Genomic DNA, 19,070 nt, shown 5'->3' with positions numbered 1-19,070 from the left:
TCCTTTCCTAGAGATGCAGTTCGTCGATCAGTTCCCTGGTCAACCGGTCAAAGTCCTTGTTGGCGACATGCGAATAGTAAAGCGCGATTCCCCAGGAGACGAAGAACTGGGAGAGGGCGAATACGTACCCGAAGTTGACGACGCCGATCATCTTGACCTTGAAGATCCCCGGTGTGTACGCCGCCCCGATGGGGAGCAGGAAGTAGTACACGCAGGAGAAGATCCACCATCCGAAAAGGAAGGCCGTCTTCTTGTGGTGCAGTTCCACGAATTTTGGATTTTTTGCGATTGCTTTCCAGTCGTACTGTCTTTCTGCCATGGTAGTCACTCCTTTCTTGTAAGCTGCGCTGTTGTGGCGACGGCGTCCCGTCCCCGTGGTCAAGTCCCGATAAATCCCCCTTTCCGATTTCTTTAGATTTCGATGCCGATCTGCAACTTCTGAAACTGGGTTTGTTGAACGGCCCTGTCCTTCGCTGCGGCCGTAACTGGTTTTTTTTATGGCCTTTTGGGAGGGGAGGTCTGCTGTTCCCCTTCTCTGTGCCCCGGGTTTTTAGGAGCGTGTCAGCGTATACGTAAAATTGTTTTACCACATGATTTCCAAATGTACAATAAAAATAAACAGCGTTCTAAAGCAAAAAAATATCAAGAACCCGAAAACTGTCTTATCTGGTAAGCTGCAAGATATAGAAATTACAAGTAAAAACCAGAAAGTTGCGACTAAATTATTTTTTATTATTCTGGGGGTGCCGGGGTGCGCGGGGTCGTCGCTGTGTTTTTTGGGGTGTCGGTTTACGGTTGACTCAAACGCTGTCGCATTGATGGGTGAGGGGTTGCCGGTACTGTTATTTATCGTCGGGGCTGCAGGTAAATTTAGAACTTTTGGGCAAAAAACGCCGTCGACGCAGCTGGTTTTATTATCTAGTCTGTTCGCTTCTGACCCTGGCGACGCATGAGCTAGAGAGAGGGGAGGCGGGTGTGTGAACGATATAGGAGGCGGCTTTTGCCGTAGCAGAACAGCTGCAGGTGAGGTTTGCTTCCAATTTGAAAAATTGATGTTACATTGTTTTATTATGACTGAATAATTGACGTTGGCGGAAAAGAAAAAGGGAAGGCCGTTTCTGGCTTTACCTTTGATCTTCGGATCTTGCAGCAGAAGGTCAAGTCACTGCTTTCCGAGAGACAGTGATTTGGACGGTCCGTTCATTCGTATCGCTGCGGCAAACTCCATCCAGAAGATTAGATAGATCGAAACCATGAGCGACAAGCCTATGTTCGCGTTCTCGGGTCCGAGCGCCTTGGACAGGATCGGCGAGGCGAACCCGGCCCCCAGGGTGCCGGTGGCGCGCTCCAGGAGGTAGAAGATGGGGAGGGTCACCAGGGTACCGGCTATCATGATGCCGATGCCGCGTCCGCGCTTCACCCAGTATCTGGGGGAGAAGCCGAACATGCGCATGAAGATGACCACCAGTATGATCCAGACCGAGTAATCCACCGCCGCGTCCGGGAGCGCCAGCTTGTTTTTCACGAGCGCAACCTCTAGCACCGTGACGGCGAAGAGGAGCACGAACATCCAGTTGAACTTCTCGTTTGCCTGGGTCTGCCAGTTGCGGCTGTCCGGGGCCGCCGTCTCGCGGGCGGAGTGGTTCGGGGTTCCAAGGGCCGAGAACAGGATCGCGAACCAGATGCCGGCGTTGTGGAACAAAAGCGAGGCGTGGTTCCCCGCGACGTTGGCGATGCGCGACATGGGGTCGCGGGCGAAGTCGGCGGCGATCCTCATCAGGAACAGGTTCACGATGATGGAGCACATGATGATCACGGTCAGGGTGAAGATGCGCCGCGGCAAAAGGTACGGGTCGATGCGGTCCGGGAAGCCGAGGATGAAGGCGAGCCAGATCAGGTACATGATGAGGGGGATGCCGAGGCAGATGCCATAGACGGAGTTCCCGGCGAAATCGCCGTTCTGGGCGTAGATGATGTAGTTGTTCTTCTCGTCCGCGTCGGTGTTCGCCGCCTGGACCACTTCCTTGGCGACCTTCTTCACGTGGGGGAGAAGCCCCATGCCGTACCAGCCGTGGTCCCCCTGGGCCGTGTCGATTACCCAGTACTGCTCACCCATCATCTCGTCCAGTCCCTGGAAGATGCGCAGGGAAAAGGTCGCGCAGATCACGACTGCAACGAGGAGCAGCAAGATGTTGGACATTTTCATGGGCATGACGGCGTCCTCCTACTCCTTGTGGGTGGTCCAGAACATGGACACCGCGTTGGCGGCGAAGAGGCCGTAGAGCCACATGGTGTTCCAAGCAGGCCCCGACCAGTGGCTGCCGCGTCCGCCTCCCACGACGCCTGAGGCGATGACGATGCCGATCATCGCGGTGAAAGCTACCATGGCGACTGCGCGCAGGATGGCGCTGTTGCGCCAGGTATGCCGCTCGAGTTCCTCGAGTCTTGAGAGCAGTTCAAGTTCTTTTTCACTCATCGCCGTTCTCCTTTTGCCATAACAAAATACAGTTTGCTGCTTGCCTTAATACCGTCGCTTCGCCCGGAGGCCCGTCGGCTCATGCCGGGCAAAGCTTGTGATCGAGCGCCCCCAGAGGGACGCGGTCGGAAAGCTCCTGGTACTTGAGGCATTCCCTGTAACGGCAGCTGCAGAAACTTATGATCTGCTTCACGTCGTGCGGCGAGATGTAGCCGCAGCCGACGTCGCAGTAATCATCGTTTTTGCCGTAGAAAGGGCAGACCGTAGCTTCCCGCATAAGACCCCAATACCTTTTTGAAAAAGCAGACGATACTCAAGCAAGAGATCCAAAGAGTGACGTCTACATCATTAGCAACCACCGTACCAATCCGGAGTTTACAACCTTCTCCTGTGAAAACATGATTGATGTCGAAGGCTTAGGGCGTGGTAACGGTTCTGCCGGGGAGGGGGACTTGAGGGGGGTTTTTGCATAAACGCAAATCGAGATTAGAGAGGCGGTTGCCGCAGCCTCACGTCAGGTTTTGCCGGAGAAAGGTGGGGGGGAGCTGGAAAGTGACTGAATTCAGGCGGGTTAGCCCGCTTGAAGGGTGCGGGAGTTGGGTCTTTGCAGCGTTGCAACTGCCGGAAACAGGGTTTTTGCAATGCTGCAAATAGTTCCGTCGACTTGCGGCAAAGGCGAAAACGAAGGAGGAAGGGGAAGCCTTTATGCTACATGTTGTACTCTTCCTTCCTGATGCCGTACTTCTTGATCTTGCGGTAGATGGTTGCCATGTTGGTGCCGGCCTCTTTCGCGGCGGCCTCGACGTTCCCCTGGTTCTTGCGCAAAAGCCCCCGCAGGTACTCCGTTTCGAAGCGCATCAGCGCCTTGGCGTACTCCCCCTCGTCGGCCGTAGCCTCTCCCCCCGCCTCCAGCGGGGCCACCTCGATGAACTGGGAAAGTACCGGGAAGGTGATGTAGTCGTTGTTCTCCATGGCGATGCACGCCTCGATCACGTTTCTGAGCTGCCGGATGTTGCCGGGCCAAGGGAATTCCACCGCGGCCTCCAGTGCCTCGTGGTCGAGCCCCTTGATCTGGGTGCCGAACTTGGAGTTTTGCAGCGAGATGAAATGCGCGGCCAAAAGCGCTATGTCGTCCTTTCTCTCCCTCAAGGGGGGGAGGTGGATGTTGACCACGTTAAGGCGATAGTAGAGGTCCTCGCGGAATTCCCCCGCCTTGACAGCCTGCTTCATGTCGGCGTTGGTGGCCGAGAGCACCCGGACGTCCACCTTGGTGGGGGTAGGGTCACCCAGCCGGTTGAACTCCTGTTCCTGCAGAAAGCGCAAGAGGGTCTTTTGCACCGTCATGGGGAGGTTCCCCACCTCGTCGAGAAAGAGGGTGCCGCCGTCGGCGGTCTCCAAAAGGCCGCGGCGGTTCTCGGCCGCCCCGGTGAAGGCACCCTTGCGGTAGCCGAAGAGCTCGCTCTCCAAAAGGGAGGCGGGGAGGGCGCCGCAGTTGATGGCGACGAACTTCTTCTCCTTTCTGGGGGAGTTGTAGTGGATCGCCTGCGCTATCAGCTCCTTGCCGGTGCCGGACTCCCCGGTGATCAGCACCGAGGTGTCGCGCACGGCGAGCTTCTCCACCCGCTCCAGGACCTCCTTGAGCGCCTTCGAGGCGCCGATGATGTTGCCGAAGTTGAACCTCCCGACGAGCTCTTCTCTGAGCTCCCGGTTCTCCTCCATGAGGCGGGTGTGCTGCAGGGCGTTCTTCACCCGGTACAGAAGCTCCTCGGGCTCGAAGGGCTTGGTGAGCATGTCGTAGGCACCCTTTCTGAGCGCCTGGATCGACATCTCCACCGTGGCGTAGGCGGTAACCATGATCACCGGGAGGGCCGGGTCCTTCTGCTTCACCTTCTGCAAAAGCTCCAGCCCGTCCATCCCCGGCATCTTGATGTCGGTCACCAGGAGGTCCCACTGCCCCGCCTGGAAGCTTTCGGCAGCCTCGAAGCTCCTGGTGTACGCGGTGACCGCATAGCCGTTGTCGGAAAGCACCGCCTCCATCATGCGGCAGAGCCCTTCCTCGTTGTCGACCAGCATGATCCTTTTCTTCACAGTCACGCTTGCTACCTCCCAACCGTCCCCCGAGCCGGGGCGGACAGTGATCTTAACAGTAGTCGTCCCGGTTGATGGGGAGCCGCACCTCGACCGTGGTCCCGACGCCGATCTCGCTCTCGATACCGATCTTGCCGTGGTGCTGCTCCACGATCTGCCTCGTTATGGCAAGCCCCAGGCCCGTCCCCTTCACCTTGGTGGTGAAGAAGGGTTCGAAGATCCGCTCCATGTGCTCGGCGGCGATCCCGGCGCCGTTGTCGGAGAACTTGAGGCTCACGCAGTTGTCTTCCCCGTTCTGGGTGCTGACCACGAGTTTGCCCCCCCTCTGCATGGCGGCGCCGGCGTTGAGGATCAGGTTGATCGCCACCTGGCGCAACTGGTCGCCATCCACCATGATCTCAGGCAGCGAAGGGTCGAAGCTTTTTTCCACCGAGACGTGGTGCATGTCGGTGTGGTTCGCCGCGAAGTCTACGATCTGCTCCAAAAGCGCGTTGAGGTCGGTCGGTTCCAGCACCGGCTGCGGCGTGCGCGCATAGGAGAGGAGGTCCTGCACGATCTTCTTGCAGCGCTTGCTCTCGCGCTTGATCTCGTGGATGAACCGGTAGTTGGGGTCGTCCGGGGAGAGCTTCTTCTCGATGTAGGCGGCGTACCCCAGGATAACCCCGAGCGGGTTGTTGATCTCGTGGGCGACCCCGGAGGAGAGGACGCCCAAGGAGGCCATCTTCCCCTGCTGGGCCAGGTTCGCCTCCAGCTCCTTGTTGTGCTTGATGATCTTGGTCATCCGGTTGAAGGCGGTGGCGAGCTCGCCCAGCTCGTCCTGGGTCTCCACCTTCATGGTCTCGTCCAGGCGCCCCGATTTCACCTTCCTGATCACCTCGATCATCCTGGAGATCGGCTCGGTCATCACCCGGGACGCCAGAAGCACCAGGAACACGGCCATCACGCTCACCAGGATGGTAAGCACCACCATGCTCTCCATGATGCGCCCCTTGATCACGTTCGCCTCCTGGTAGAACTCCTCCTCGTAGGAGCCGACCGCGACGATCCAGTTCCAGGGTTGGAAGTACTCGTAGCGCACGATCTTCATCCTGGGGCCCTTGTCCCCCTGGTTCTTCCAGGGGTAGCGGATCCAGCCGTTTTTCCGCTCGCACATCTCCTTGATGAAATGCTGCCCGCTGAAGTCGACCGCGTTCAGGAAGTTTTTCCCCTCGCCGGTCGGGTGGATCATGAAGTTCCCCGAGGTATCCATGGCGAAGATGTAGCCGGTCTTGCCGACCTTCTTCGCCTTGATCTTCTCCTTCAGTTCCTGGAAGGAGCGGCGCTCGAAAGCCACGTCCTCGTAGGTCTCCTCCAGGTAGCCCCCCGCGGCGATGATCCAGTCCCACTCCTTGAAGTAGCGGTAGGCCACCACCTTCTTCCTGAGCGACTTGTCGCCGAGCGCCGCGTTGCGCCAGGGGTAGACGATGTAGAGCACCTCACCGGGCTTGGAGCGGCGCGCTTTCTCGATCATCTCGCGGATGAAGTAGCGCCCGGTCTCGTCCCGGCTGTCAAAGACGTTGACCCCTTCCTGCGCCACGTGGACCTTCAGCTCGCCGCGGCTGTTCATGGCGTAGATGTAGCCGGTCTTGCCGACGTTCACCTTGGAGAGGGCATTGCGCGCCTCGCGCTGCGCCGCCGCGAGATCCATCCTCCCTTTTTGCTGCAGTCTCTGCTGCGACTGCACCACGTTGTAGGCGAGCTCGCTCACCGTCCTCAGCTCTTCGTGGAAGGTCTTCTCCTTGTCCTGCTTGTAGACCTGGAATTGCTGGTAGTGGGAGTTCAACATGTCGACGGTGAAGCCGGCCATGTGCTGCAGGTCGTCCTTGCTGGTCTGGGTGATCCCCAGGTAGGCCTGCTTGGTGGAGATGTAGCCGATGACCCCTCCCACGAGGAAAATGGGGATGATCACGAGCGGCAACACCAAGACCACCATCTTCCAGCGCAGCTTCAGTTTGTTTATGAAGGCGAAGAGGTACTTCTGCACGGCTCCCCCGGATGACTCGGTTAGGCGTAGGCCCTGTCGCTGTGGCCGGATGGATACTTTCCGGCCACTGTAAAACAACGTTCGCAATACTATCGTATACGGCGAGTCAATTGCCAGCGTTTTTTCGCATTTTTGCAAATATGCAGGTATACTGTTGAAAATTTTTTTTCCGGAGCCGCCATGGAAATACCGCAGTACCCCAACTCCCGGGTGATCACCCTCGAGGACAAGGCGCAGTTGGACCCGCTTTTTAACGCGCTGCAGCCGCGGGTCTCCGAGCTCACCTTCGCCAACCTCTACCTATTCAGGAAGGCGCACGACTACAGACTTTCCCAGGTGGGGGACGCGGTGGTGGCGCTTGGCCGCGGCTACGACGGTTCCCCCTATTTCCTTCCCCCCTTCGGCGGTGATATCGCGGCCGCGGCGAAAAGGCTCCTGGAAGAAGGGCTCACCCTGTACGGCGCCGACGACGGCTTCCTCTCGGGCTTTCTCCCGAGCTCCGGGCTCGAGGTGATCCCTGACCGCGACAACTTCGACTACCTGCACCTGAAAAAGGAGATGGCTGAGCTTTCCGGCAAGCAGTACCACAAGAAAAAGAACCGGGTGAACTACTTCCTTTTGCGGCACCGCCACCAGGTGGAGCTCTTCAATGAGGGGCACCTCGAGGGGGCTTTGGAGCTTTTGGAGCAGTGGCGCCGGGTGCGCGCCGAGTTCGGGGAGGGGGCTTCGCTGGCCAAGGAGGTGGAGGGGGCGAGCGAGGCGCTGAAGCTTCGGGAGGCGCTGGGGCTTTCCGGGGTGGTGGTGCTGGTGGATGGTGCGGTGAAGGGGTTTGCGCTCGGGGAGCGGCTGAACCGGGAGACGGCGGTCTGCCATTTCGAGAAAGGGGACCTGTTCCTGGAGGGGCTGTACCAGCTGCTGGACCGCGAGTTCTCCCGGCTTCTTTTCCCCGAGTGCAGGTACCTGAACCGGGAGCAGGACCTGGGGGAGCCGGCCTTGAGGCAGGCGAAGCTCTCCTACCATCCGGTGGAGCTGGTGGCGAAGTACCGGGTCAGGCGCTCGCGCCACCCGTTTTGAAGCGCAGGGAGAGGTAGCGCTCAAGCTCGGCCGCGGCCTGGTCGAAATCCTCCATGCTGAGCTCGCTGTCCGCCACCCAGGTGCGGTTTTTATAGTAGACCTTGTCGTAGTAGTCGTTCACCAGGCCCGCCATGAACGGCTCCATCTCCCATCTCTCCAGGTTTTCCGCGAGTTCGTCGCACCTTTTCCCGCCGAGCTTCTTCCTGATCCTCTGCAGTGCTGTCGCCATCTCCTCCTTGTAGGTGGGGAGGCCGTACTCGTCGATGAGCCTTTGCACTCGGGTCTCAAGCGAGGCGTGGCACCAGACCCTGACGCCGGCGGCCATCTTCTGGTAGAAGTCGCCGGGAAGCGACACCCGGCCTATGCGCTCGCTCTCCCCCTCGAGGATGAGAGGGCGCCCCGCCGGGGCTTTCCTGATCTCGTCCCACAAAAGGGTCTCGAAGCGTTTCTGGGTGAGGGTCTGGTTCAGCCCCAGTTGGCCGAAGGCGGAACCGCGGTGGCAGGCGAGCCCCTCGAGGTCGAGCACCGAGTTGCCGCGCTCCTTCAGGCGCTGCAGGAGCGTGGTCTTGCCGATGCCGGTCATGCCGTGCAAAACGACGAGCGGCACCTTGGGGGTAAAGGGATTGAAGTACCCGCTTACTTCGTGCCGGAAGCTCTTGTATCCCCCCTGCAACTGCACCGCCTTGAAGCCGGCCAGATCAAGGATCATGGTGACGGTCTTGCTCCTAAGCCCCCCCCGCCAGCAGTAGACCAGGATGGGCCTTCCCGCAGCGGCGAGCGCGATCTCCTCTACCATCTGCGGAAAGCGGTGCGCGGTCAGCTCGAGCCCCCTTCTCCTTGCCGCGTGCGGGCCGGTCTCCTTGTGCAGGATGCCGATCTCCACCCGCTCTTCGTTGGTCAAAAGCGGGACGTTGATGGCGCCGGGGAGGTGGTCCTCCTCGTATTCGAGTGGGGTGCGTACGTCGACTAAGAGGTGGGTGTCGATGAGTTCTTCGTTAAACGGTGCTGTTTCCAAGTTGCTGGGCTCCTTTTTGGCGGGCTCATTATAAAGAGAGCCCCGGCGGATTGCAAGGAGGAGGTTGCCTGAAGAAAGTGGGGCGAGATCGGCGCCGGTTGCACCGGGGCGGGAGATAGGGGCGCACCGTCGGAGGAGGCTTCGGAAGGGGCAGCGTTAGAGCCCGCCGTTGAAGCCTTTTCAGTTGAGGCTTTCTCACTTTTATGGTAGCGTACACTGTTTTTTTTATCCCTGTTTCTACGGCCAAGGAGAATAGATAGATGTTTGGAGCGCTGATAAAGAAGTTAGTCGGGAGCAAAAACGAGCGCGAATTGAAGCGGATGTGGCCCATCGTCGAGCGCATCAACCAGCTGGAGCCCGAGTTGGTCAAGCTCTCCGATGACGAGCTGCGCGGCAAAACCGCCCAGTTCAAGGAACGCTACAGCCGCGGCGAAAGCCTCGACTCCCTGCTCCCCGAGGCCTTCGCCGTCTGCCGGGAGGCAGGGAAAAGGGTCCTCGGCATGCGCCACTTCGACGTGCAGCTGATCGGCGGCATGGTGCTCCACTCCGGAAAGATCGCCGAGATGAAGACCGGCGAGGGTAAAACCCTGGTGGCGACGCTCCCCTCCTACCTGAACGGCATCTCCGGCAAGGGTGTGCACGTGGTCACTGTCAACGACTACCTGGCCAAGCGCGACTCCGACTGGATGGGGCGCATCCACAAGTTCCTGGGGCTTTCCGTTGGGGTCATCGTGCACGGGCTGGAGGACCACGAGCGGCGCGAGGCCTACGCCGCCGACATCACCTACGGCACCAACAACGAGTTCGGCTTCGACTACCTCAGGGACAACATGAAGTTCGACCTGGCCGATTACGTGCAGCGTCCCTTCAACTTCGCCGTGGTGGACGAGGTCGACTCCATCCTCATCGACGAGGCGAGGACCCCGCTCATCATCTCCGGTCCCACCGAGGACTCGACCGACAAGTACTACATCATCGACCGCATCATCCCGCTCCTGAAGAAGGGTGAGGTGATCGAGGTCGAGGCGAACACCCTCTCCGGGAAGAGGAAGAACTACACCGGCGACTTCACCGTGGATGAGAAGGCCAAAAGCGCCACCCTCACCGAGGAGGGGGTGCTCAAGGTCGAGAAGCTGCTGAAGATCGAGAACCTCTACGATCCGCGCAACATGGAGATCCTGCACCACACCCAGCAGGCCCTGAGGGCCCACGCCCTCTTCAAGAGGGACGTCGACTACGTGGTCCGCGACAACGAGGTGCTCATCGTCGACGAGTTCACCGGGCGCCTCATGCCGGGCCGCCGCTGGTCCGACGGCCTGCACCAGGCGATCGAGGCCAAGGAAGGGGCGAAGATCGAGAACGAGAACCAGACCCTTGCCACCATCACCTTCCAGAACTACTTCCGCATGTACGAGAAGCTCTCCGGCATGACCGGCACCGCCGACACCGAAGCCGAGGAATTCCACAAGATCTACAAGCTGGACGTGGTGGTGATTCCGACCAACCGCCCGCTTCTGCGCCCGGACTTCCCGGACGTCATCTACAAGACCGAGCGCGAGAAGTTCAACGCGGTGATAAGCGAGATCAAGGAGCTGCACGAGAAGGGGCAGCCGGTCCTCGTCGGCACCATCTCCATCGAGAAGAGCGAGGAGCTCTCCGAGCTGTTGAAGCGCCAGGGGATCCCGCACTTCGTCCTGAACGCGAAGCAGCACGAGAAAGAGGCGGAGATCGTGGCCCAGGCCGGCCGCAAGGGGATGGTCACCATCGCCACCAACATGGCTGGCCGCGGCACCGACATCCTCCTTGGGGGAAACCCCGACGGTCTGGCCCGGCAGGAGTTCAAGGGGACCCCTGAGGCGAGGACCGAAGAGTTCATGACCGAGTTCACCGAGATGCTCTCGAAGAGCCTGCCGGAGAAGGAGCTCTTGCAGGGGCTGGAGCGCGAATACCCGGGGATCATGCCGGTCGTTGCCTCCTGCTTGAAGCAGGGTGGCGAGATCGACCTGGAGGAGCTGGAGCGGCAGGTGCTCGCCGAGCACCAGAGGCAGTTCGACCAGATGGTGGAAAAGAACAAGCCGGTATGCGCCGCCGAGCACGACGAGGTGGTGGCCTTGGGCGGCCTGCACATCCTCGGCACCGAGCGCCACGAATCGCGCCGCATCGACAACCAGTTGCGCGGCCGTTCCGGCCGCCAGGGGGACCCCGGTTCCTCCCGTTTCTACCTTTCGCTGCAGGACGACCTTTTGCGCATCTTCGGCTCCGAGCGCGTCTCCATGATCATGGACAAGCTTGGAATCGAGGAGGGCGAGGCGATTACCCACGGCCTCATCACCCGCGCCATCGAGAACGCCCAGAAGAAGGTCGAGGCGCACAACTTCGAGATCAGGAAGCACCTGATCGAGTACGACGACGTCATGAACAAGCAGCGCGAGGTGATCTACACCCAGAGAAAGGAGATCCTGGGAGGTAACGAGATCCGGGAGAGCTTCACCGGCATGATGGAGGAAACGGTCAGCGACATCGTCTCCGCCTACGTCATCGACAGGACTCCCGCCCGCGAGTGGGATTGGCAGGGGATCACCGACAGCGTGCAGAAGGTGTTCGGCTTCCACCTGGACCTGACCCCGGACCTTATGGACCGGATCACGCCGGTGAACTTCGAGGATACGCTGAGGACCACCGCGCGCGAGCGTTTCCAGCAGCGGCTGGACGAGTTCGGCGACGACCTGATGGACCACCTGATCAAGGTGATCATGCTCCAGGTCATCGATACCCAGTGGAAGGACCACCTGCTTTCCATCGACCACCTGAAGGAAGGTATCGGCCTGCGCGGCTACGGCCAGAAGGACCCCAAGCAGGAGTACAAGAGGGAGGCCTACAAGCTCTTCATGGACATGATGCTGCGCATCAGGGAAGAGGTGGTGGAGAAGATCTTCTGGGTGCAGGTGGGAAGCGAAGAGGAGATGGAGCAGTTCGAGCTGGAGCAGCCCCAGCAGCGCATGGTGTTCAACCTCGTCGACGAAGAGGCGACGGCGCCCGCTCAGGCTCCCTCCAAGAGCAAGAGGAGTGCTGGGAGAAACGATCCCTGCCCCTGCGGTTCGGGCCAGAAGTACAAGAAGTGCTGCGGCAAATAGGCTAGAAACCGTTGAGAGGCGGTTCAGCGTTCAACGTTCGACAGGCAGTAGAACGTAATGAACATGCTGGCGACTTGCTCCTGCCGATACGGTGCCAGTAAGGGTTTGGCGACTACAGGTGACCAGCTCTGTTGAACATTGAACGTTGAACGGTTTTGGGCTTTTGGAGGTTCTATGAAAGGTTTTCGCTTTTCCGCCGTCGAGGCGGCCATAAAGAAGCCGGGTCGTCTGGACCTGGCGCTCATCTTCTCCGACCTGCCGGCCAAGGTCGCCGCGGTCTACACCACCAACAAGGTGCAGGCTGCACCGGTCATCCTATCGCGCGAGCGCTCAGCAAACGGCTCCTGCCGCGCCCTCCTGGTCAACAGCGGCAACGCTAACGCCTGCACCGGCGAGCAGGGGATGCAGGATGCGCTGGAATGCGGCAGGAGGACGGCCGAGGCCCTGGGGCTTGCCGACGAGGAACTGCTCATCGCCTCCACCGGCGTCATCGGGCAGCAACTCCCCATGGACCGTTTCCGCAAGGGGATCCAGCCCCTGGTGGACGGGCTCGACCGGGGCACCCTGGAGGACGTGGCGAGCGCCATCATGACCACCGACACCTTCGCGAAGATCGAGCGGCGCGAGGGGGAGGCCGGGGGGACGCCGTACCGCATCTGGGGCATAGCCAAGGGGGCCGGGATGATCCAGCCCAACATGGCCACCATGCTCTCGTTCCTCGTTACCGACGCGGCCGTCGACGGCGCCTTTTTGAAGAGCGCCTTCGCCGAAGCGGTGGACGGCTCCTACAACGCCATCACGGTGGACGGCGATACCTCCACCAACGACACGGCGCTCGTCATCGCCAACGGGGCTGCGGGGAACCCGGAGATCAAGGGGGGGACCCCGGAGGGGGGCGCCTTCCTCGCCCTTTTGCACGACCTGCTGTTGTCGCTGGCGAAGCTGATCGTGAAAGACGGCGAGGGGGCCACCAAGTTCGTCGAGATCAGGGTCAAGGGGGCGGCCGATAACGCCGACGCAAAGACCGCCGCCCTGGCCGTAGCCAACTCGCTTTTGGTGAAGACCGCCTTCTTCGGCCAGGACGCCAACTGGGGGAGGATCATCGCCGCGGTCGGTTACTCCGGAGCCCGCGTGGAGCAAGAACGGGTTGAGATAAAGTTCGACGACGTGGTGATGGCTTCCAGCGGGATTTTCGCCGGCGGCGACGCCGAGGCGGCCGGGACCCTTGTTTTGCAGCAAAAGGAGTTCATGGTCACCATCGACCTGAAGCTCGGAAAAGGGGAGGCAGCGGTGTACACGAGCGATCTCTCCTACGATTACGTGCGCATCAACGCCGACTACAGGACTTAGAAGCTGAAACAAATCTCCCCTTGGGGGTACCGGCATCGACCGCACCCTGCCGGCATTTAATCTCCGCGAATCGCTGCTGGAGGCACCATGAATCGCACCACGGTTTTCACCACAGTCGCCGCTATCCTTTTTCTCTGCCTCGCAGGCTTCAGCGAGTCGCACGCAGGCGACCTGAAGATCACCGAGATGGCCGTAACCACGAAGATCGTCAAGGGTAACCCGATCGACTCGGTGCGGCGCATCTCGTCGGCTTCGGTCAAGGCTCTCTACTGCTTCACCCGCTTCTCGGCGCCCGAGGATACCGACACCAGCATCAAGCAGCTCTGGTACCTGAACGACGAGGTGGTCGCCGAGTACGAGCTCCCGGTCAAGGGGGCGCACTGGCGCACCTACAGCCGCAAGGTGGTTGAGAAGGGGCTTTCGGGCGAGTGGCGCTGCGACGCGGTGGACAGCGACGGAAAGGTGCTTAAATCGGTCAGTTTCAGGATGAACTGATCCTTTCGTTAGCCTGCAGTTAGACCCTTCAACCCCGTTTCGCCGGCGAGCCATGCCTTTTTTCAGACAAATCATCTGCACTCTCCTCCTGGTACTATGCGCAAGCCGCGGCTATGCCGCCGACCCGGCCAGGATCGACGCGCTGATCGGTGACGCCATCGGCCGAAACCTCATCGCCGGCGGCGTGGTCCTGATCGGGAGCCGGGACAAGATCCTGTTCGAGAAGGCTTACGGCCGGACCTCCCCGCTCCCAGACGCCCCCCCCATGGCGGTCGACACCATCTTCGACATCGCTTCCCTCACCAAGGTCGCAGCAACCACCCCGTCGATCCTGAAACTCGCCGAAGAGGGGAGGATCTCGCTGATCGACCCAGTGGTGAAATGGTTCCCCGAGATGGCAGGCCACGGCAAGGACGCCATCCTGGTGCTGCACCTCCTTACCCACACTTCCGGGCTCGACGACGTGCAGCTTTACGGCGAGAACCCGATGCGCTCCGCCATAGAGGGGGCCGCCTCCCAGAGACTCAAGGGCGAGGTGGGGAGCCGCTTCAGGTACGCGGACCTCAACTTCATCCTCCTGGCGGAGCTGGTGCGCAGGGCGACCGGCGGTCCGCTCGACGTCTACACCCAGGCATCCTTTTACCGCCCGCTCGGCATGACCGACACTGGCTTCAACCCCAGGAGGGATGGGCGCTTCGGCGCCACCCTGACCGATGGGCGCATCCTGATGGGGGAGGTGCAGGACCCGCTCTGCCGGCAGCTCGGGGGAGTGGCGGGGCACGCCGGGCTCTTCTCGACGGCGCGGGACCTGGGAAGGCTTTGCCGCATGATGCTTGGGGGAGGGGTACTCGACGGCAGGCGGGTGCTGGCGGCGAGGACCGTGGACCAGATGACCGCCCCCTACTTCTCGCGCGGCGGTGGCGTGGTGCGGGGGCTTGGCTGGGACATCGCTTCCCCGTTCTCGTCTCCGCGGGGCAACGGCTTCTCCCGGATCTCCTTCGGTCATACCGGTTATTCCGGAACCTCGATCTGGATCGATCCGGCGTCCGACACCTTCGTGATACTTCTGACGGCCCGGCTGGATTACAGGAACACCCACGAGTTCAGCAAGCTCAGAGGCGATCTTTCCACTGTCGCATCCCAGTTATTCGGCATTCCTCCCGAGCTCGGCGAGATGGCCAGATTCAATGACGACTGATTAATAAGAAAAGGGCAAAAACCTTGACACCTTGTACCCTTTATGCTAGCTTTTCCTACCGTTTTAGCATCAAACTGGATCTTTTTTCGCTCAGTCGAAACTGTCTTCTCTATCTGTCCTGTCAAAAGACAAATCCTTTGTATCAGCATCTGGATTGCATCGCCTGTCTTAGCCGGACGATTCGACTTCTCTGTGCCAAATTAACTCCTGACAACAAGCTTTCAAAGTAGCGGAGGGATAGATGGGCAATAGACTGCTCCTCGCCGATGACAGCATCACCATCCAGAAAGTCGTGGCAATCATCTTTGCCAACGAGGAGTTCGAGCTCACCGTCGTGGACAACGGCACGGCTGCCCTTGAGAAGGCGCGGGAGATAAAGCCCGACGTGATGCTGGTCGACGCCCTGATGCCCGGCAAGACCGGGTACGAGGTCTGCGCCGAGATCCGCCGCGATCCCGAGCTCAATTCCGTCCCCATCCTGCTCCTGATCGGCGCCTTCGAGCCGCTGGACGAGGAGAAGGCGCGCGACTGCGGGGCTGACGCGTCCATATCGAAGCCGTTCGAGTCCCAGCAGCTGATCGACCGCGTGAAGGAGATGCTGGTTCTCGGCAAGTCCAGGGAGAGCGCGCCCGCCCCCGCCGCGGCTACGGCCGCGGAGCCGAGCGCCGAGGAGCTTTGGGGCGACCTCTCCTCCTTCGACGCCATGCCTGCCGTTGAGGCCCCCGAGGCGGCAGCTTTCCCCGACGCCGAGGCGGTCTGGGGGAACGTGGCGGCCGAGGTCGAGCCTGCAGCCGCCGCACCGGCCGCACCGGCGGTATCCGTTGTCGCCGCTGCGGTGCAGGAGGAACTGGTGGAAGCGACCCAGGAGGACGATCTCTGGGGGGCCTTCGAGCTGGAGGAGGTTTCGTCCGCCCCGGCAGCCCCCCCGGCCCAGCTTTTCGGGGTGGTGGAACCGGAAGGGGAGTTAGAGGCCGAGGAGCTCTTCAGCTTCGACGAGGACGACGAAGACATCGAGGAAACCGGACCCGCCCTGGACCTGGAGCCAGAAGCGCAGGTAGAGGAAATGCCGGTCAGCATCTCGGAGGAGGAGTTCTTCGCGCTTGCCGAGGAGCCGGCGGCTGCAGCCGAGGAGGCTCCTGCCGCGACAGTAGAGGCCGAGTCCTTCCAGTTCCCGGAGTACGATCCCTTTGCCGTCGAGGCCGAGGCGACAGAGCCGCAGGCCCCTGCCGCAGCAGTTCAGGCCGCCGAGCCCGCCAAGGCCCAGCAGCCTGCCGCGCCCGCCGCAGCCGCGGCTGCTACCCCCGCGGAACTGAGCGAGGAGCAGCTGGTGGCGGCTCTCTCCAAGGTTTCCAGGGAGGTGATCGAGAGGATCGTCTGGGAGGTGGTCCCGGACCTGGCCGAGGTGCTCATCAAGGAAGAGATCAGGAAGCTCAGGGCAGGCGAGCGCGGCTGATCCGCCCGTCCCGGCATCCGCTTACGAATCAGGGGATTTCACGATCCCCTTTTTTCATACTTTAGCTACTGAAAGAGGTCGATTAGATGGCAAAGAAAGAGCTGGAAAAGGTTTACGAGCCGAAAAGCGTCGAGGAGCGTTGGTACCAGCAGTGGGAGCAGAAGGGTTACTTCCACGCGACTGTCCCCTCCGACAAGCCTGGCTACAGTATCGTGATCCCCCCCCCGAACATCACCGGGGTCTTGCACATGGGACACGCGCTTAACAATACGCTGCAGGATATCCTCTGCCGCTGGAAACGGATGGCCGGTTACAACGTCCTCTGGATGCCGGGCACCGACCATGCCGGCATCGCCACCCAGAACGTTGTGGAGCGCCAGCTGGCCGCCGAAGGAAAGGACCGCTTCGAGCTGGGGCGCGAGGCGTTCATCGAGCGGGTCTGGAAGTGGAAGGGCGAGTCCGGCGGGCAGATCATCGGCCAGTTGAAGCGCCTGGGCGCCTCCTGCGACTGGGAGCGCGAGCGCTTCACCATGGACGCCGGCCTCTCCAAGGCCGTGCGCGAGGTGTTCGTGCGCCTGTACCAGGAGAAGCTGATCTACCGCGACAACCGCCTGATCAACTGGTGCCCGCGCTGCCATACCGCCCTTTCGGACATCGAGGTCGAGCACGAGGAGAAGGCGGGACACCTGTGGCACCTGCGCTACCCGGTGGTAGGTACCGGCGAACATCTGGTGGTCGCGACGACCCGCCCGGAAACCATGCTGGGCGACACCGCGGTGGCGGTACACCCCGAGGACGAGCGCTATGCCCACCTGGTGGGCAAGATGGTGCTCCTCCCCCTGGTGAACCGCGAGATCCCGATCATCGCCGACGACTACGTCGACCGCGAGTTCGGCACCGGCGTCGTCAAGATCACCCCGGCCCACGACTTCAACGACTTCGAGATGGGGGTCAGGCACAACCTGGACCGCATCAACGTCTTCGACGAGTCGGGCGTGGTAAACGCGGCCGGCAAGCAGTACGAGGGGATGGACCGTTTCGCGGCAAGGAAGCAGGTGGTGGCGGATCTCGAAGCCGCGGGGCTTTTGGAGAAGATCCAGGACCACGCGCTTTCCGTCGGCGGCTGCTACCGCTGCAAGACCGTGGTCGAGCCGTACATGTCGCTGCAGTGGTACGTGAAGGTCGGGCCCCTGGCCGATCGCGCCTTGGGCGCCGTGAAGGACGGGCGCACGAAGATCGTCCCGCAGCAGTGGGAGAACACCTACTACGACTGGATGGAGAACATCCGCGACTGGTGTATCTCGCGCCAGATCTGGTGGGGGCACCGGATCCCCGCCTGGTACTGCGACCACTGCGGCCACATCACCGTGGCCAAGGAGGATCCGACCAGCTGCGAGAAGTGCGGCTCCGACGAGATCCGGCAGGAGACCGACGTGCTGGACACCTGGTTCTCCTCGGCTCTTTGGCCCTTCTCCACCATGGGGTGGCCTGAAAAGACCCCGGAGCTTGCCGCTTTCTATCCGACCTCCTGCCTCGTCACCGGCTTCGACATCCTCTTCTTCTGGGTGGCGCGCATGATGATGATGGGGCTCCACTTCATGGACGAGGTCCCCTTTACCGACGTCTACATCCATGCCCTGGTGCGCGACGCGCAGGGGCAGAAGATGTCCAAGTCCAAGGGGAACGTGATCGACCCCTTGACCGTGATCGACGCCTACGGGACCGACGCCTTCCGCTTCACCCTGGCTGCCTTCGCGGCCCAGGGGCGCGACATCAAGCTTGCCGAGGAGAGGATCGCCGGTTACCGCAACTTCGCCAACAAGATCTGGAACGCCTCCCGCTTCGCCATGATGAACCTGGAGGGGTTCGACCCGAACGCCGTGGATCCGGCAACCCTCAAGCTCTCCAACGCCGACCGCTGGATCCTGTACCGGCTGAACCAGACCACGGTCTCGGTCGACTCGGCGCTCGGCTCCTTCCGCTTCAACGAGGCGGCGGGCGACCTGTACCGCTTCACCTGGAGCGAGTTCTGCGACTGGTACATCGAGCTTGCCAAGGACGACCTCTACAAGGGGGACGCCGACCGTCAGGCTGCCGCGAAATACGTGCTCTGGCTGGTGCTTGAGAACCTGTTGCGCCTTCTGCACCCGTTCATGCCGTTCATCACAGAGGAGATCTGGCAGGCGCTCCCGAAAAAGGCGGGCTCCGCCGAATCGATCATGATCTCCAGCTTCCCCACCCCCTGCGCGGAGTGGGAGGGGTACGCCGCTGCCGCCTCCGAGATGGAGCTGGTCATGGAGGTGATCAAGGGGATCAGGAACATCCGCGGCGAGATGGAGGTGGCCCCGAGCAAGCAGATCGCCGCCATCCTCGACTGCAAGTCCGAGGCGAGCCTCGCACTTTTGAAGCGCAACGAGGCCTACGTGATGAGCCTTGCCCGTCTCTCCGACCTGGGCATTGGGCAGGGGATCGAGCGGCCCGCCGAAGCGAGCCTGCAGGTTGCGGGCGACGTCGAGATTATCGTTCCGCTGAGGGGTCTCGTGAACGTAGAGGAAGAGGAGAAGCGTCTTGGCAAGGAGATCGCCAAGATCGAAAAGGACATCGAGTTCCTCTCCAAGAAGCTTGAGAACCCGAGCTTCGTGGAGCGCGCCCCCGCCGACGTGGTCGAGAAGGAGCGCGAGAAGATAGGCGAGTTCGCCACCAAGAAGAAGCTTCTGGAAGAGAGCCTGGAGAAGATCCAGAGGCTCAGGTAAAAGCAGAAACC

At 61.1% G+C, this 19,070-nt stretch carries 14 protein-coding genes; 7 read left to right on the top strand and 7 right to left on the bottom strand.

Annotated features, from left to right (window positions below):
• Window positions 1–7: 7 nt before the first annotated feature.
• The 6 genes from GEOBRER4_RS13290 to GEOBRER4_RS13265 all read right to left on the bottom strand — a co-directional run bounded on the left by GEOBRER4_RS13290 (window position 8) and on the right by GEOBRER4_RS13265 (window position 6,587).
• The gene (locus tag GEOBRER4_RS13290; protein ID WP_085812145.1) at window positions 8–319 is read right to left on the bottom strand and encodes a DUF485 domain-containing protein; all 312 of its coding nucleotides are present in this window, start codon (window positions 317–319) and stop codon (window positions 8–10) included.
• 843 nt (window positions 320–1,162) lie between these two features.
• Window positions 1,163–2,212, bottom strand: a complete 1,050-nt coding sequence (locus tag GEOBRER4_RS13285; protein ID WP_185242706.1) for a hypothetical protein — start codon at window positions 2,210–2,212, stop codon at window positions 1,163–1,165.
• A 12-nt stretch (window positions 2,213–2,224) separates the two neighbouring features.
• Complete coding sequence (locus GEOBRER4_RS13280; RefSeq protein ID WP_012529954.1) at window positions 2,225–2,476, bottom strand: hypothetical protein; 252 nt, start codon at window positions 2,474–2,476, stop codon at window positions 2,225–2,227.
• A gap of 79 nt (window positions 2,477–2,555) precedes the next feature.
• Window positions 2,556–2,753, bottom strand: a complete 198-nt coding sequence (locus GEOBRER4_RS13275; RefSeq protein WP_085812149.1) for a hypothetical protein — start codon at window positions 2,751–2,753, stop codon at window positions 2,556–2,558.
• A gap of 431 nt (window positions 2,754–3,184) precedes the next feature.
• Window positions 3,185–4,570, bottom strand: coding sequence for a sigma-54-dependent transcriptional regulator (locus GEOBRER4_RS13270; protein WP_085812150.1), 1,386 nt, complete (start codon window positions 4,568–4,570; stop codon window positions 3,185–3,187).
• 46 nt (window positions 4,571–4,616) lie between these two features.
• Window positions 4,617–6,587, bottom strand: a complete 1,971-nt coding sequence (locus tag GEOBRER4_RS13265; protein ID WP_185242705.1) for a cache domain-containing protein — start codon at window positions 6,585–6,587, stop codon at window positions 4,617–4,619.
• A gap of 180 nt (window positions 6,588–6,767) precedes the next feature.
• Here GEOBRER4_RS13265 and GEOBRER4_RS13260 point away from each other — a divergent pair, with 180 nt between their 5' ends.
• Window positions 6,768–7,661, top strand: a complete 894-nt coding sequence (locus GEOBRER4_RS13260) for a DUF2156 domain-containing protein (protein ID WP_185242704.1) — start codon at window positions 6,768–6,770, stop codon at window positions 7,659–7,661.
• Here GEOBRER4_RS13260 and mnmH read toward each other — a convergent pair.
• On the bottom strand, window positions 7,636–8,676 hold the full coding sequence (mnmH, locus tag GEOBRER4_RS13255) for a tRNA 2-selenouridine(34) synthase MnmH (RefSeq protein ID WP_185242703.1): 1,041 nt from the start codon (window positions 8,674–8,676) through the stop codon (window positions 7,636–7,638). The two genes, GEOBRER4_RS13260 and mnmH, sit on opposite strands and share 26 nt — an antisense overlap.
• Before the next feature lie 260 nt (window positions 8,677–8,936).
• On the opposite strand from mnmH, the gene secA reads away from it, so the two are divergent.
• The 6 genes from secA (at window position 8,937) to GEOBRER4_RS13225 (ending at window position 19,059) form a co-directional block, all read left to right on the top strand.
• A complete protein-coding gene (gene secA / locus GEOBRER4_RS13250) occupies window positions 8,937–11,810 on the top strand; it encodes a preprotein translocase subunit SecA (RefSeq protein ID WP_185242702.1) in 2,874 nt (957 codons plus the stop codon).
• A 174-nt stretch (window positions 11,811–11,984) separates the two neighbouring features.
• The gene (gene argJ, locus GEOBRER4_RS13245) at window positions 11,985–13,160 is read left to right on the top strand and encodes a bifunctional glutamate N-acetyltransferase/amino-acid acetyltransferase ArgJ (RefSeq protein WP_185242701.1); all 1,176 of its coding nucleotides are present in this window, start codon (window positions 11,985–11,987) and stop codon (window positions 13,158–13,160) included.
• Window positions 13,161–13,247: 87 nt separating this feature from the next.
• Complete coding sequence (locus tag GEOBRER4_RS13240) at window positions 13,248–13,655, top strand: DUF2914 domain-containing protein (RefSeq protein ID WP_185242700.1); 408 nt, start codon at window positions 13,248–13,250, stop codon at window positions 13,653–13,655.
• A gap of 52 nt (window positions 13,656–13,707) precedes the next feature.
• The gene (locus GEOBRER4_RS13235; protein ID WP_185242699.1) at window positions 13,708–14,853 is read left to right on the top strand and encodes a serine hydrolase domain-containing protein; all 1,146 of its coding nucleotides are present in this window, start codon (window positions 13,708–13,710) and stop codon (window positions 14,851–14,853) included.
• 241 nt (window positions 14,854–15,094) lie between these two features.
• Complete coding sequence (locus GEOBRER4_RS13230) at window positions 15,095–16,306, top strand: response regulator (protein ID WP_185242698.1); 1,212 nt, start codon at window positions 15,095–15,097, stop codon at window positions 16,304–16,306.
• An 86-nt stretch (window positions 16,307–16,392) separates the two neighbouring features.
• Window positions 16,393–19,059 carry a valine--tRNA ligase gene (locus GEOBRER4_RS13225; RefSeq protein ID WP_185242697.1) on the top strand — a complete coding sequence of 889 codons (2,667 nt, stop codon included), beginning with the start codon at window positions 16,393–16,395 and terminating at the stop codon, window positions 19,057–19,059.
• Window positions 19,060–19,070: the final 11 nt, after the last annotated feature.

The organism is Citrifermentans bremense (genome assembly GCF_014218275.1).
Classification (GTDB): Bacteria; Desulfobacterota; Desulfuromonadia; order Geobacterales; family Geobacteraceae; genus Geomonas; species Geomonas pelophila.
This window is presented reverse-complemented; position numbering and strand designations above follow the sequence as displayed.